Source organism: Pseudomonas sp. ASL9 (assembly GCF_056680335.1).
In genome coordinates, this window is the sequence record NZ_CM155277.1 from 1741113 (window position 1) to 1755428 (window position 14316).

Consider the following 14316-nt stretch of genomic DNA (forward strand, 5'->3'; position numbering starts at 1 on the left):
TCATCGGCGCCAACACTGAGGGTGAGAGGCGAATGGTTTGAACTCCCCGAGCGAAACCGTCAGATCTCATGTGAGCAAGCCTAAGTAAGGGAAAAACTATGCAAATCCAGGTCAATAGCGATAACCACATCGAAAACAGTGTCCGACTGGAGGAGTGGGTACGTACCACCGTTGAGAGCACGCTCGAACGTTACGAAGAAGATCTGACTCGCGTCGAAGTCCATCTCCGCGACGAAAATGGCGACAAGCCTGGCCCGCATGACAAACGCTGCCAGATGGAAGCCCGGCCAAAAGGACACCAACCGATCTCAGTCACCCACAAAGCCGATACATTGGACAGGGCAGTGGAAGGCGCGGCGGAAAAACTCAATCACGCCCTTGAGCATCTGTTCGGCAAAATACGTGACAAACGTGCGGGCGCACCTGTAACAGAAGGCGCTCTGAACGAAAGGGCAGAAAACCCGGACGCCCTGCTTCAGGAAGAGTTTTTAGAGAAAGAACTCGAAAAAGATGAAGCGCTACTCAGCTGATCCGACGACGCGAGTGGTTTTTGTACCTCTTACCATTGAGGCAACAAACTAGAAGAAGGGCGGGCCTGTGTAGACAGGTCCGCCCTTCTTCGTTATGACGACGGTTTGATCCAGTGCCGCAAATCCATGCAGACCACCGATCCAGCGCCGCGAACTTAACCCAACCACAGGCGGTCAACTTAGACAGACCTCTTGACTAGGTAACAGGCCATGAACAACCCTTTTCAACTCATCACCGACGCCTTCCAGTCTCAATACAGGGTCAACCTGAGCATCCAGAACCTCGACGGCAGCATCATGCTGACCTTGTCCAATGAAACCGGAGTCGTTGCCAAACGCTTGATCAGCGCCGCACAACGCAACGAACCCAAACGTCTGCGCCGCCTGATCGAAAGCGTGCAATTCGGTATTGCGATTGAGCATGGCCACAGTGCCGTGGATATCCTCACCGCCATGACCGACAGCGATAGCCTCAATCAACTGCATGTGCCACGCAAGAACTGGCTGGGCAATCAACCCCATCCAGGGCACCGCATTTAAGACCGCGTCAGCGCTCGTTTAAATCAGATCCAGCGCATTAGGGCGGGCGCCAGGAAATACCGACTGCAGTTGCGTGCCAGACAGTCCCCACGTGCGCCCCAGTAGCCCACCGAGCAGGTCGCGATAGTTATTGAGCACCGGATAATCACGGTTTTGCAGCAAGGTTTGCTGATTCACGGCGACCTGCTCACCGACGATCCGTCCGCCGCGAACCTTACCGCCCAGCACCCAGTACACGGTGCCATGACCGTGATCGGTGCCCTTGTCGCCGTTCTCTCTAAAGGTACGACCGAACTCCGACACCACCACCACGGTGGTGTTATTCCATTCGTCACCGAGTGCATCGGCATAGGCCGCCAAACCCTGCCCCAGGTTGTTCAAGTTGTTGGCCAACACCCCGGTCGTGCTGCCTTGGTTAACGTGGGTATCCCAGCCGCCAACATCTACAAAGCCGAGCCGATACTGATCACGCATCAGCGTCGCCATGCGTTGGGTTTGGGCGGCAAAACTCTGCGCATTCGGCGCACCGCGATTTGCACGGATCATTTCGTCTTGAAGGTCCCTGGACACCACCTGACGCAGCTCAAGACCATCGGATGCAGCCGCAGCGAGCGAAGTCCCTTTGTACATCCCAGCCAGAATGGCTGATTGCCGGTCATCGAACGCTGGCTTGGAGACGCCGCGCAACGAGATGTTCGGAATGTCCTTGCCACCCTGAAAACTCAGCGGCAACGCATCCGTAAAAGCAATCGGCGAGCTACCGGGGACTAAGCGGGATAAGCGAGCGAGGAAGCCTGAATTATAACTGCGCTGCTGGGTCGGCTCGCCGGACTCTATGTTGTCTTGGGTCTCGAAGTGGCTGCGTGACAGGTCGTCAGTGCCGGCAAACGGGACGAAGGCGATCTGTTTGCGTTGCCACAACGGATAAATCGAATCGCGTAGAACCGGGTTGAGGCCCCAGTGTGCATCGAGCGCAATGGCACTGTTGACGTTGTTCGGGTCGGGCTTAGCGATTGCCAGCGTCGGGCGTGACGCGTAATAAAAATCGCTGGTGTAAGGGATGAGCAAGTTGTTGCAGTCGTAGCCTCCGCGCAAGAACACAATAAGAGTCCGCGGTGTCGAGGGGGGCGCGGCGAATAACGTGCCGGAGAACGAGAGCGCTGGAAGCATGGCGGCCGCAGCGGACGCTAAAAGAAATTCTCGACGATTCATGACAGCACCTCATTACACGGTGGATCGTGACGCAGTTCAATTCGACGCAAGCCAAGCGCTTGTAGCCGTCGCGCTATCGGCTGTTGAAATCGGGTGAAGCCAGTAGAAACGTGTTCCATTCCTGCTGCGACGCCGCCTGGTCCAAGGCACTTCTTGTGTTAGCGGAGAGGGTCGGGGCAATCGCATCGTAGAAGAGCCGGGTGGTGATCATCGGAAACCCAATACCCTCGGTAGGGCTGCCTTCAGGTGTGAACAGCCGGTTGTTGCCCCTGCCGATAACCCGTGCAATCTCAAACCGCTTGGACAGCTGTCCCGAGCTCGACCACCCAATAGCATTCAGCGGCCAGCCATCCGGCGTCACACGCCCGAACACCGGCTCGCCCATCTGGTTAAGCCAGTTGACCATCGGTTTCGCATTGGCAACCGGCTTGCCGTCATAGGCGAGTCGAACCGACGACACCACAAACTGAAGGGGGTCCTTGAACTTGGAGCCAGCGCTCTGAAGAAGTTCCTTGGACTCAAACATCGTGCGCATCACTTGGCTGATGTCGCCATCGCTGCGCTGGAAGGTGTTGGTCATCCGATCCACAAGGGCTTGAGGCGGATTATCAGCCACGAAATAGTTGGCCAGTTGACGCGAAATGAACTGTGCGCAGGCTTTCTGGCGAGTGATCAGGTCAACGGCCTGGGTGATTTCATCAAAGCCCACTCCTTTGATCGCGTGCCCGAGCAAGACCTTATCGCTAAAGTCGTGGCGCTTGGGGTTGAACTCGAACACACCCTCACGCACCACCAACGACTCAATCCGTGGCGGAAACTTTTGCACTCGGCCATCCAGCGGGACGAGGCCGGCGCCGGTAAGAATCAAGGCCAACTGTTGCACGTCTTGCTGCGTGTAGCCCGACCCCACTCCGAGCGTGTGCAATTCCATCAGTTCACGCGCGTAGTTTTCATTGACCTTGCCTTGCGCGTTTTGGGCATTGTCTAAAAACTCAAGCATCGCCGGGCTTTTGAGCGTCGCCATCACCAGGTCTTTGAACTTACCCAGCGCATGCGGGCGGATCACGTGCTCTTCGTAATCTGCCACCATCAAGCGCACACGCCCTTTGCCCAAATACACGCTGAAATGGTTGAGCCAGAACCCTACCAACTGTTCCTTGAGCTGGTTCGGCCCATAGACGGCTCGCAGCAGGAAGATCTCCCGCGCCTGGTCCCCGATTGCGTTGGCTTGCTGCTGCCAGGCCTTCCTGGCGTCCACCTTCGCGTCACCGTCAGGCATCGCCTTGATCTGTTCCTGCGCGTCCTTGTTTGCGCGTAACGACGATTCGAGCGACGTCATCAGCACCGGGTAACGGTGAAGCAGCGTCGCAATGGCCGGAGGGAGCGGATCAGCAACACGATCGGTCAACTGAGCTTCCAGCAGGCCCGAGCGACCCATTGACCGAAAGCGCGCCACGCTCGCCGCGTCCAGATCGAAACCGTCCCGGCGCAGCCATGCAATATCGCTGGGGCTAAGGGGAGAAGGTCCGTTTGCCGCGGCCTCGCCAGGCGCAAACATCAGGAGACAAACCAACAGACACAAGGAGCGCTGAACGACAGTGGGCACTTGCATGCAGGAGGGCTTCCGAGTGATGAAAGAGACGCCAGGAATCGTATCGGTAATTCATCCTGTTCCATGACCCGACGCTAATGATCAAGCGCTTGTCAGGCGCCATGTTGGGCGCATATTCATGCTCCGGCAAGCCGCTCACTTCAGTCCATGTGCCGCAGACTGCCAAATGTAATGGTCGGGTAAAACCACTGTAAGTGAAGTGTTTAGTGTTGTAGTTTGACCCTGATTCGAACAACCCCGAGGGAGGCAACATGTTTTTACGTTATGTATCGCTGATAGCGATGGTCGTAGTGGCTTCCGGTTGCGTAGAACGAGTGGTCCATGAGCGACGCGTGGTGGTCGAGCGTCCGGTGCAGCAGCGAGAGTACGTAGAAATTGTCGCGCCGCAACCGCCACCAGAACGTATCGTCGAAGTGGAACCGGTCGGCCGACCTGGTTATGTCTGGGCTCGCGGTTATTGGCACTGGGACGGGGCGCGCTATGTCGCCGCCCATGGCCACTGGGAACAAATACGTCCGGGCTATCGCTATGAGCATCCCCACTGGGAGCGCAGGGGTGATGGTTGGCACTTGCGTGCTGGCGGTTGGGCTAATTGATCCGTAACGTGTCCCCGACACCTGAAGCTGTGTACTGACACATCCATGCCCCGTTCCGACGGGGCATTTCCTGACCGCCTGTCAAATCGCCCCTTTCTCCTCTATCACTGCGCCTTTTACGCTGCAGTGGGGGTCAGAGATTTTCGCTGACAGGAACTCTGATGACGCGTATCGCACAACCAGAATCGAAAAGGCGAGTAAGAGGATGGCGCCCGTTTGAAGGGCGGTTGCAGCTGAGTGCAACTCAGTTATTGCATTGAATATTTCGTTAGTGACTCAACTACCGGTACACCTCACGGCGGTTACCCAGTTGCACCACCAAAATCTGCAATACGTCGTCCTGGATGTCGCAAATCACCCGAAAATCCCCAACCCGATAACGCCACAAACCACCCAACGGGCCGGTGAGCGCCTTGCCCGTGCTGCGCGGGTCATCCCGACCGGCAACCCGCTCATCCATAAAGTCGAGGATGCGCTTGGCCGCCTGCTTGTCGAGCTTGCGCAACTGCGTCTTGGCCGTGTCGGTGTAATCAATCGTCCAGACCAAGGTCTTTCCTTACGTCCGCTGCCGAATGCACGGCTTCCTGACCTTTGCGGACACGCTCCAAAACTTCCGCCGCGAGGTAGTAATCCTCGAGGTCAGTCAGGCCATGGTCGATGAGTTCGCGCAGGTAATACGCTTTGGTGCGCCCGGTGCTGGTCGCCAAAAAATCGAGGCGCTGCTCGGTTTCGGGAGCCAGGCGAATGGAAGTGGCCATGTCTAAACCTCCTATGTGATACGTGTATTCACTGTATCACAACAGATAACGCATTCCCGTCCTGAATAAGGTTGACACCTCCATGCCCCGTTTCGACGGGGCATTTCCTGACTGCCTGTCAAACCTCCCCTTTCTCCTCTATCACGGCGCCTTTTACGCTGCTGTGTGGGTCAGGGATTTTCGCTGACGGGAACTGCGACGAAGCATATCGCACGACCAGAATCGAAAAGGCGAGCAGGAGGATGGCGCCCGAGAGATAAACCACACCCAGATCCGGTGGCGCATGGTGCGATACATCCGAAATCAACAGCCGGGTGAGTGCCGTGATGGCGACGTAAATCAAAAAACGCACGGGCATATGGTTGGTCTTGAAGTAAATCCCTGTCATCGCCCCTAATTCCAGGTAAATGAAGAGCAACAGAATGTCATCAACCGTGATATTTCCCTTTTCGATCATCCCCAGGAACGCAACCACGGAGGCCCAGGCAGTGATCCCGCCAATCGCGAACAACGCAATGAAGTGGAAACCTTCGACGCAGAGATTCCCGAATGACTCAGCGTGGGAATGCAGGTTTTCGCGCAGCTTTTCCGCCCATTTGGTTTCCATTCTTTTTTATCCCCTAACCCTTCGATTTTAAAAAAAACTGACCTGTCCGCATGACCCATTTCCATTCGCTGCTTTTTGTAGCAGCTTTTTGTAGCAGAAAGGGGGCCAAAGTCTAGGGTGAGAGCGTGGCAGGTTGTCGCAAGACACATCCCGACGCTCTTCCGATGCGCGGGAAGGTAAAAATGCCACTATCCAAATCGAATCGGTTGGCTTATGCTTTTAGCTGTATAAAAATACAGTAGTCGTTAAAGACACATTATCGTAAAGGCCTGTGAGGTGGTGAATGTCCGTCGAAGTGGTATACCGCAGCAGCCGAGATCTGGAGCGTTTGTTCATGGATAAAGCCGAAGCTGACCGTCATGACAAAATGCTCGAGCTGGCAGAATTGCTCGCCGAAGTATTGCAAAGAGCAGTGCCGTCGCTGACGGAGGCTCAAGTGGAAGAGGCCGGTATTTACATGGCGAAAAACCGTGACGTCTTCGCCAAGGCGTTTAAGAGCCAGCCAGACGCATTGTCCGAGCTGCTCAGTGCGCCGTTGGAAGAATGACGTTGATGCGGTGTGTTCGGCACACCGCGGTCAATCACCCTTCCGGTTTTTCCAGCGCCATCACCAACGCTTTGAAGAATCGCGCAGCTTCGCCGCCGGTCACTGCTCGATGATCGAAGGTCAATGACAGCGGCAATATCGGATGCACCACCACCCTACCGTTCATGGCCACGGGCTCGTCACGAATGCTACCGGCACCGAGAATCGCCACTTGTGGCGGTATGACCACCGGGTTGGCGTAGCGACCGAACAAGGTGCCGAAATTGGACAGGGTCAGGGTAGCGCCCATCATTTCTTTGGGTGGTATAGAACGCGCTTTGACGTCAGCACGCAGTCGGCCCATGCCCTCCTTCAAGTCCATCGCCGTACGGTTGCCAATATCGCGCAACACCGGCACGAACAAGCCGTCAGGCGTATCGATAGCAATCCCCAGGTCGAGCGTTTCATGCTGCTTGATCGACAAGGATTTACCCTCGAACCAACTATTGAGCACTGGCTCCGCCGTGCAGGCAACCACCAAGGCCTGGGCCAGACGAATCAAGGGGTCGCGGGCATGACCCCATCGATGTAAGTCTGCGTCAGCAAAGATCGTCACCGGCACCACTTCGGCATGGGAGCGGGCCATGTTCAGCGCCATGCTACGGCGCACCCCGTGTAGTTTTTCCCCGCCAAATTTATCGCACTCGGCTTGCGCCGCGCCTTCGACGTCGGAGCGGGTGATCAAGCCCTCGCGGCCAGAGCCACTCAATCCACTGAGTTCTACGCCCAACTGCCGGGCAAATTGGCGCACCGCAGGTGTAGCGCGAGAAGCCATGTGTTCGCGAGTGGACGGCGCCGCACCCACAAAAAACTGATCGTCCTGGTTGTTACCGCCGCCTTCAAGACGTCCGACTACCGTGCCCGCATCGCCCTCCCCTTCATAGGCCATCAGCGGCTCGCCGACGTGCAGAATATCGCCGTCACCGCCATAGGTTTTCGCCACGATGCCGTCGTATGGAGCAGGAATATCGACAATGGCTTTGGCGGTTTCCACCGACACGACCAACTGATCGGTCTTGACCACGTCACCGACTTTGACGTGCCATCGGACAATCTCGGCCTCCTGCAAACCTTCGCCCAGATCAGGCAGTTTGAAATATTTCATGACTGGCCTCCTCAGGCGAAATTCAAGGCGTTGTCACAGGCGTGAAGGATGTCCGCAACGCTGGGGATGTACAGATGCTCCAGTCGATACAGCGGCGGCGGAATGTCCGGCGCGGTGACACGCTGGATCGGCGCCTGCAAATCCAAAAATGCCCGTTCATAGAGGCTGGCCGCGATTTCTGCGCCCACGCCGCACGAGCGCGGCGCTTCGTGGACGATTACACAGCGCCCGGTTTTGCGCACCGAAGCCTCGAGCGTATCGAGGTCCAGCGGTTTGACGCAGGCGACATCGATCACCTCTGCCGACACGCCCCGCTCCGCCAGCGCGCTGGCCGCTTGTAAGGTTTCGAGCACACTGGCGCCCCAACTGACCAGGGTGATATCACTGCCTTCGCGCAAGGTAAAACAGGTGTCCAGCGGCAAGCGTTTACCGTCGTCCAGCAGAGGTTGTGGGTTCATCCGGTAGAGACGCGTCGGCTCAAGGAAAATAACCGGGTCAGGGTCATCGATGGCTGCCAGCAACAAACCATAGGCCCGTGCCGGCGAGGACGGGATGACCACGCGCAAGCCGGGAATATGGGCGAACAGCGCTTCGGTGCTTTCACTGTGGTGCTCGGGTGCGCGAATCCCCGCGCCCATCGGGGTACGCAACACCATCGGGCAACTCAAACGACCCCGCGTGCGATTGCGCAGGCGGCTGGCGTGGGACACCAGATGCTCCATGGCCGCGTAGATAAAACCCATGAACTGGATTTCCACCACCGGTTTCAAGCCCTGTGCCGCCATGCCGACCACCAGGCCGCCGAGCATGGCTTCGGCCAGCGGCGAATCGATCACCCGCTTGAAACCAAAGCTGTCGCGTAACCCTTGGGTGGCGCGAAATACGCCACCGTTAACCCCTACATCTTCGCCGAGTATCACCACATTTTCGTCTTCAGCCATGGCCCGATGCAGGGCCAGATTGACCGCCTCCAGCAGCGTGACCTTTTCATTTGCCATGAGTGTCACTCCCGGCACGGCCCGCGGCCCGCTCAAGGAGCCATTCGCGCTGCTCGGCCAGGGCCGACGGCCATGTGGCGTAGACATGGTCGATCACTGATTCAGGCGCTTGAGTGCCAGCGCTTTCGAAGACATCCACCGCCTTCTGCACCCATGCTTGGCATTCGCTGATCAGTGCCCGCTCGCGGCCCTCATCCCAGATACCTTGGCTCACCATGAAAGACTGCAGGCGTTTGACCGGTTCTTCCAGCCAGGCCTGCTTGACCTCTTCAGCCGGGCGGTAACGGGTGGCGTCATCCGCGGTGGTGTGGTCGCCGAGGCGATAACTCAGGCACTCCAGCAACACCGGGCCCTTGCCTTTACGGGCGCGCTCAAGGGCGATCTGCACCCTGTCGTAGACCGCTAGCATGTCATTGCCATCGACCTGTTCGCCGTGAAAGCCCGCGCCGACCGCTTTTTGCGCCAGCGTCGGCGCGCCGCACTGAATACGCCGGGGGACGGAAATGGCCCACTGGTTGTTATTGATCACGAACACGACGGGTAATTTCCAGGCGCCTGCAACGTTGAGCGCTTCAAGGAAATCGCCCTTGCTGGTTGCGCCGTCACCGCAAGTGGTCACCACCACCCGATGCTCGCCACGAATCTTGAACGCAGTGGCGACACCACAGGCATGCAAGGCCTGGGTCGCAATCGGGATGCTCAACGGGAAGTCCTGGGCGGCGGCCGGTTCGGCATAATCACTGCCGCGCTCGTCGCCGCCCCAATAGAGAAGGATTTCTTCCATGCGCACGCCGCGCATCAGTTGCACGGCCGTGTCGCGGTAGTAGGGAACCAGCACGTCTTCAGGGTGCATCAGGCTGCCAATGGCGACCCCGATGGCTTCTTGGCCGAGGGTTGGCGCGTAGGTGCCGATGCGCCCGGTGCGTTGCAGGGCGACGGCTTTCTGATCGAATAGGCGGGTAAGAACCATTTGCCGATAGAGACGGGACAGCAGATTGAAATCATCGGCCCAACGTGGAAGTTCGCCGACCAGGCGACCATCGGGAGCGAGATAGCGGGTGTAACCCATATCGATCTTGTTATAGGACATTGCACGCTCCTGACACGCAACACGCCCTGTCAAGCGAGAAGCGTGGTGGCCCGATTCACCGCGTGTGGCGGCGAGGTCAGTCGGGCGGCGCCAGGTAAGGTGCTAGCCGACGTTCAGCAGGCGTTCTGCCAACATATCGGCGACGCGCGCAGGTGAGCGCTTCTCCGCTTGGGCATGGGCAAAAACCTCAGTTAATCGTAGTCCGATTCGCGATAGATGCGCGGTGATGGTACCCAGTGTTTCCCCCCGATGCTGCAATGCAACATAGATCAGGCCGCCGGAATTGATCACGTAATCCGGCGCGTAAAGAATGCCTCGGTTTTCCAGGTGATCCGCGACTGGCAAGCTGCTCAGCTGATTATTGGCCCCGCCCGCCACAGCGGCACAACGCAGTTGAGCGACGCTCTGACTATTAAGGATGGCACCCAGCCCACAGGGCGCAAGAATGTCGCAAGGTGTGCTGAGCAACGCCTCGCAAGCAATCGGATGCGCGCCCAGTTGTTCCATGGCCAGTTGCACCTTGCCGCTGTCCAGGTCGCTGACCAGCAGTTCGGCACCCGCCGCATGCAGTTGTTCGGCCAAGGCATAACCGACATGACCAAGCCCCTGGATCGCCACCCGCAGACCTTCAAGATTTTCGCTGCCCAAACGCGCCAGCGCCGTGGTGCGAATGCCCGCAAACACGCCCATGGCGGTATGTTGCGAAGGATCGCCCGCTTCGGTGGTACTGGTGACATGTTGGGTGCGTTGGGCGATGCAATCCATGTCGGCGCTGGAGGTGCCGCTGTCGACAGCAGTGATGTACCTGCCGTCCAGGGTTTCGACAAAGCGTCCGAAGGATTCGAACAGCGCAGCACGATTATTGATATGCGCCGGACGCATGATCACTGCTTTGCCGCCGCCAAAAGGCAATCCGGCCAGTACCGCTTTGTAACTCATGTTTTGCGCCAGACGAATGGCGTCCTCGATAGCGCTTTCTTCATCCGCATAGGCAAGGTAACGACAGCCGCCAAGGGCTGGACCTTTTTGGCTGCTGTGGATCGCGATCACCGCCTTGAGCCCGGTTACTGGATCGACGATGAAGTGCAATGTTTCTACACGTGAGCTTTGCATGAGAGCGAACATCGGTATTGCTCCCGGTGGTTCTTTTTCTACAGCGAGTATAGGCGATGAAAAAAAAAACGACTGATCGCTCAGTCATAAGTAAACGAACGCTGACAGGCTTCAAGGCATAACGCTGATGGCCTTCACCCGGAGATAGAAACCGCACTGGACGAAATCGGCTGCTGGGGCTAAAACGGGACATCTCAGGTCAGATAACTATTTCGCCTTATGGCTCTACACCCCTGATCCACCCGGAGAGCTCGATGACCCCACGTCAAGCCTGCCTTGCCTGCCTGCAGCGCATACCGCCTTCAATTTTTGAGGCGGCTTTGTGGGTTTCAGCCGAACACGACCCGGAGTTTTTGCCGCAACAAGCGCTTGGGTATATTGAGGATTTGAAACGTCAGGTCAGCGCTGCCCTGCCGATGTTGCCGGCTGACGAATTGGCGCAACCCTTGTTGCGACGGCTGACTGCGTTGGGGTTTCAGCAGGACGACTGGAGTCATCCAAAACCACAGTCGGCACTGCTGCACAAAATTCTGCAACGCCGCCGTGGACAACCCTTGGGGCTGGCGATCATTGCGCTGGAGTTGGCCAGACGTCTGGAAATCCCACTGGAGGGTGTCAACTTCCCGGGGCATTTTTTGCTGCGAGTACCGGGCGCCGATCACCTGCTTGATCCGTGTGATGGACGCAGGCTTTATCCCAAGGATTGCCGGGAATTGCTGATCCGCCAATTCGGCCCGGATATGCTGCTCAAGTCTGAGCACATGGGTCGTGCGACCGACATGATCATGTTGCAACGGTTATCGCGCAACCTGAGGCATCTGCATCAGCTTGACGATGATCTTCTGGCGTCACTCAAAGACGCCGACCGCGTGGTGGAACTGGGCCAAGCGACCACCAGCGATCATTTGGCCCGCGCCAGCCTGTACCAGTTACTCGAATGCCCGCAGGCCGAGCGTTTCGACCTCGAACACGCGCTGTTACTCAGCGATGATCCGATTCAGCGCCTGCGTCTGACCGAACGGCTAAGCCATCTGCCGCCCATCAGTGCGCTTCATTAGACAGCAAAATGAACAGGTGCTCGGCGATGCTGTGGTTGTGATAGACGGCGTGGGTGAGATCAATGGATTAAACTTCCGAGCCCTGCAAAACCCGGCGAACGCGTTGCGGACCGGCGCCCTGAAAAAACGCACTATTGCCGTGTATGCAACAGTCCATGTCGCAAACCGCTCTGTTTCATTTGGCCGAAACTCTTTACTCTTACCGCACTTCCACAGCAACCGGCCAGAATCATTAAAACACCGGTGCTTATTCAAGTGATTGGTTTATCAACTGTCTACCGGTAGCCGCTCAGCTATAAGCGTCTACGCGATTATTTGCCCCTGGTTTATCGACGTTGGTTTGAAAGCTCCTGGATCGAACGTCTTCTTTAGCCGCTGTTTAAACAGCGGCTTTTTTTTGCCTGAAATTCAGCATTCACGGCCTTGAGCTATCAACTAGCGGCCTTTCCGTCAGCACTTTTCTCCCGTTCTCTGGCACGCAACGTGGCGTAGCTATCACCCGTCGTCGCGTAGACGTGCAGGTTCTGTATGACATGAATCGTCTGGATGTAGTCGGGAAGCAACATCGTTGCATAGGGATCACCACGCAATGCGTTGTCTTTCATGGCCGATATCCTGCCCGCGAAGAAATCCAGGGCGTTGATCTTTACCTGCGGGTTCATTGGCATTCCGTTTTTATCGAACTCGGCGCCGGCTCTGTCCATGAGTTCGGCCGTGTGATTATCGATAAGACCCCATTGGTAAAGCTGCTTACCCAACTTACTGAGCTCATCAGGCGTGACCTCTTCAGGGTTGAAATCCTTGACCAACGGCTTCAACCTCAGCTTGTCCATATGCTCTGTATCAAGGGCTATCGGGTTTTTGCCGATTTCCAGCAAGACACTATTAGTTTGTGCGGTGGTGGACGTTTTCGGCAATGTGCTCTCTGGCGGTTGCCGGATGCGGACAGCAGGCAGGTCGCCCCAGACATTAACACTTGACATGTATTTCTCCCAATTCAATTAACGGACAGTGCATTGGGCGTATCGGAAAGCTGTTCGATAACTTGACAGATCCAATCAGGCTCGCTTGAAATTGATCTATTACCTACTTCATAACGAGAAATATCGTACATAAAATAGGGAAACGTCATCAGCACGGAAAAACCCTACAGCCATCTCAGAGGCAGACCTACAAGAAAGTGTGATTAACCTTAAGTCGCCAAGTAGAAATTCAAGCATTACTTGAACGGTATTGGCATTAAACATAAACATTAAAAACCCTATACTTTACTTATAAAACAAGCTGATAGATTTAAGGGGCTTCATCATGAACAAGAAAATCAACACACTGCTGCTGTCGCTGGCGCTATGCCAATTTGTGGGACCAAGCTTCGCGGAGCCTGTCGTCAGCGCGGAGACAACGGCGATGTGTTTCAGGAATAACGGCACCATTTACGAGAGCCTTGCTAACGCAGGCGAATACAAAGTAGTGCACGGGCCGTTCACCACAAAATGCGGCACTACGGCGCACAGCATCCAACTGAGAACTGCGGCAGGCGCAATGCTACCTGTGGTGGTAGAACAATTGTCTGGGGGTGCCTGGACTCTTGTAGTGAATAAGGCATTAGACCCTTACCAAAAACTCGGCAATGGTACATTTCGCGCGGTATTGGATAATAGGGAAGGCCTAACGCCCGTTCGTTATAAAGGGACATTCTCGCTCCCGCTTTAACCCGCCACTGTAGTGTTGCCTGAGCCGCATGATCCAGGATCATGCGGCTCAGGTTCCGTTGAAACCTTACACCATCGGTATTCAAACCCGGTCATCAATCACCCCGGCAGTACGAGATGCCTGCGCACGCTCTTGCAAAGCCAACATGACAGTAATGACGGTATTCAAACCTGTCAGTGTGTCCTTAGCAAAGTCGTGCCCCTCCGCAATATAGCCTTTGATAAATTCAAGGCTGTTGTTGAAGTATTCGAAAGCATTCGTTTTTTTGTCCATATTAATTTGATTCCCTTGATCATTGAACTCGCTCCCAACCATACCAAGCCAAGACCCCGTAGATTGGTCAATAATGCCCATTCGCTCAAGCGCAAGACTAATTTTTATAAGCTCTCGACTGCTGGTTTTCATGGGATCAAAGCCTGACAAATCAAACTCAAACCCCTCCAGCTTCGACGAGTTTGGAATACTGTCATCCGCCCAATACTGTCGTAATTTCTGGGCAACACTTTCTTCTTCTACGGAACGACCGGAAGACGTCCTGAACTGTCGATCAGGCACATAGGTATAGGAACTGATTCGGTCTTTGATCAGACCAAAATTCTCAATCATGCAAACCTCCGTCATCGACTTCATTATTAACGTCGTATCGGGAGGCATCGGAAAATCTTGATAACAAGTCGACCTAAAACAGCATAAAAAATAGATATAGAGAACAATCCTACATACGCACCACTAACAGTCCTACAAAAACAACTCGGCCGATCAGGCATAACCTGATCGGCCGAGTTCGATATGAAGCCG

General features: G+C 55.9%; 17 protein-coding genes and 1 pseudogene. 6 read left to right on the forward strand and 12 right to left on the reverse strand.

Going from position 1 to position 14316, the window contains the following annotated elements; translation table 11 throughout:
• Window positions 1-98: 98 nt before the first annotated feature.
• Complete coding sequence (locus AC1ME2_RS08135) at window positions 99-530, forward strand: HPF/RaiA family ribosome-associated protein (protein ID WP_480440314.1); 432 nt, start codon at window positions 99-101, stop codon at window positions 528-530.
• Between the two features lie 210 nt (window positions 531-740).
• Complete coding sequence (locus AC1ME2_RS08140) at window positions 741-1070, forward strand: DUF3509 domain-containing protein (RefSeq protein ID WP_480440316.1); 330 nt, start codon at window positions 741-743, stop codon at window positions 1068-1070.
• Window positions 1071-1088: 18 nt separating this feature from the next.
• Here AC1ME2_RS08140 and AC1ME2_RS08145 read toward each other — a convergent pair whose 3' ends face one another.
• Window positions 1089-2282 carry a DUF1501 domain-containing protein gene (locus tag AC1ME2_RS08145; protein ID WP_480440318.1) on the reverse strand — a complete coding sequence of 398 codons (1194 nt, stop codon included), beginning with the start codon at window positions 2280-2282 and terminating at the stop codon, window positions 1089-1091.
• A gap of 73 nt (window positions 2283-2355) precedes the next feature.
• Entirely contained in the window at window positions 2356-3894 is a 1539-nt protein-coding gene (locus AC1ME2_RS08150) for a DUF1800 domain-containing protein (protein ID WP_480440320.1), read from the reverse strand.
• A gap of 251 nt (window positions 3895-4145) precedes the next feature.
• Between AC1ME2_RS08150 and AC1ME2_RS08155 the strand changes: the two genes are divergently transcribed.
• Window positions 4146-4490: a YXWGXW repeat-containing protein gene (locus tag AC1ME2_RS08155; RefSeq protein WP_480440321.1), complete on the forward strand. Its 345-nt coding sequence runs from the start codon at window positions 4146-4148 to the stop codon at window positions 4488-4490.
• An 81-nt stretch (window positions 4491-4571) separates the two neighbouring features.
• On the opposite strand, the pseudogene AC1ME2_RS08160 reads toward AC1ME2_RS08155, so the two are convergent.
• From AC1ME2_RS08160 to AC1ME2_RS08175, 4 genes and pseudogenes are all read right to left on the reverse strand, one after another.
• Window positions 4572-4703 (reverse strand): annotated as a pseudogene (locus tag AC1ME2_RS08160) (phosphate-starvation-inducible protein PsiE); the annotation flags it as partial.
• A 67-nt stretch (window positions 4704-4770) separates the two neighbouring features.
• Window positions 4771-5037 carry a type II toxin-antitoxin system RelE family toxin gene (locus AC1ME2_RS08165; RefSeq protein ID WP_480440322.1) on the reverse strand — a complete coding sequence of 89 codons (267 nt, stop codon included), beginning with the start codon at window positions 5035-5037 and terminating at the stop codon, window positions 4771-4773.
• Window positions 5021-5248, reverse strand: a complete 228-nt coding sequence (gene relB, locus AC1ME2_RS08170; protein WP_480440323.1) for a type II toxin-antitoxin system RelB family antitoxin — start codon at window positions 5246-5248, stop codon at window positions 5021-5023. The genes AC1ME2_RS08165 and relB overlap by 17 nt, the downstream gene beginning before the upstream one ends.
• Window positions 5249-5366: 118 nt before the next feature.
• Complete coding sequence (locus AC1ME2_RS08175) at window positions 5367-5855, reverse strand: phosphate-starvation-inducible protein PsiE (RefSeq protein ID WP_480440324.1); 489 nt, start codon at window positions 5853-5855, stop codon at window positions 5367-5369.
• A 283-nt stretch (window positions 5856-6138) separates the two neighbouring features.
• Here AC1ME2_RS08175 and AC1ME2_RS08180 point away from each other — a divergent pair, with 283 nt between their 5' ends.
• Window positions 6139-6402, forward strand: a complete 264-nt coding sequence (locus AC1ME2_RS08180) for a YebG family protein (protein ID WP_480440325.1) — start codon at window positions 6139-6141, stop codon at window positions 6400-6402.
• Between the two features lie 34 nt (window positions 6403-6436).
• On the opposite strand, the gene AC1ME2_RS08185 is transcribed toward AC1ME2_RS08180, so the two are convergent.
• The 4 genes from AC1ME2_RS08185 to AC1ME2_RS08200 form a co-directional block, all read right to left on the reverse strand.
• A complete protein-coding gene (locus tag AC1ME2_RS08185) occupies window positions 6437-7546 on the reverse strand; it encodes a dihydrolipoamide acetyltransferase family protein (RefSeq protein ID WP_480440327.1) in 1110 nt (369 codons plus the stop codon).
• Between the two features lie 11 nt (window positions 7547-7557).
• Window positions 7558-8544 (reverse strand): alpha-ketoacid dehydrogenase subunit beta, encoded by a 987-nt coding sequence (locus AC1ME2_RS08190; RefSeq protein WP_480440328.1) that lies wholly within the window; start codon window positions 8542-8544, stop codon window positions 7558-7560.
• Window positions 8534-9634: a pyruvate dehydrogenase (acetyl-transferring) E1 component subunit alpha gene (gene pdhA, locus AC1ME2_RS08195; protein ID WP_480440330.1), complete on the reverse strand. Its 1101-nt coding sequence runs from the start codon at window positions 9632-9634 to the stop codon at window positions 8534-8536. The genes AC1ME2_RS08190 and pdhA overlap by 11 nt, the downstream gene beginning before the upstream one ends.
• A 102-nt stretch (window positions 9635-9736) precedes the next feature.
• On the reverse strand, window positions 9737-10759 hold the full coding sequence (locus tag AC1ME2_RS08200) for a Glu/Leu/Phe/Val dehydrogenase family protein (RefSeq protein ID WP_480440331.1): 1023 nt from the start codon (window positions 10757-10759) through the stop codon (window positions 9737-9739).
• 242 nt (window positions 10760-11001) lie between these two features.
• On the opposite strand from AC1ME2_RS08200, the gene AC1ME2_RS08205 reads away from it, so the two are divergent.
• Window positions 11002-11805, forward strand: a complete 804-nt coding sequence (locus AC1ME2_RS08205; RefSeq protein WP_480440333.1) for a SirB1 family protein — start codon at window positions 11002-11004, stop codon at window positions 11803-11805.
• Between the two features lie 431 nt (window positions 11806-12236).
• Here the strand turns inward: AC1ME2_RS08205 and AC1ME2_RS08210 are convergent, their stop codons facing one another.
• A complete protein-coding gene (locus AC1ME2_RS08210) occupies window positions 12237-12788 on the reverse strand; it encodes a hypothetical protein (RefSeq protein WP_480440335.1) in 552 nt (183 codons plus the stop codon).
• Between the two features lie 325 nt (window positions 12789-13113).
• Here AC1ME2_RS08210 and AC1ME2_RS08215 point away from each other — a divergent pair, with 325 nt between their 5' ends.
• On the forward strand, window positions 13114-13518 hold the full coding sequence (locus tag AC1ME2_RS08215) for a hypothetical protein (protein ID WP_480440337.1): 405 nt from the start codon (window positions 13114-13116) through the stop codon (window positions 13516-13518).
• A gap of 81 nt (window positions 13519-13599) precedes the next feature.
• On the opposite strand, the gene AC1ME2_RS08220 is transcribed toward AC1ME2_RS08215, so the two are convergent.
• Complete coding sequence (locus tag AC1ME2_RS08220; RefSeq protein ID WP_480440338.1) at window positions 13600-14124, reverse strand: hypothetical protein; 525 nt, start codon at window positions 14122-14124, stop codon at window positions 13600-13602.
• Window positions 14125-14316: the final 192 nt, after the last annotated feature.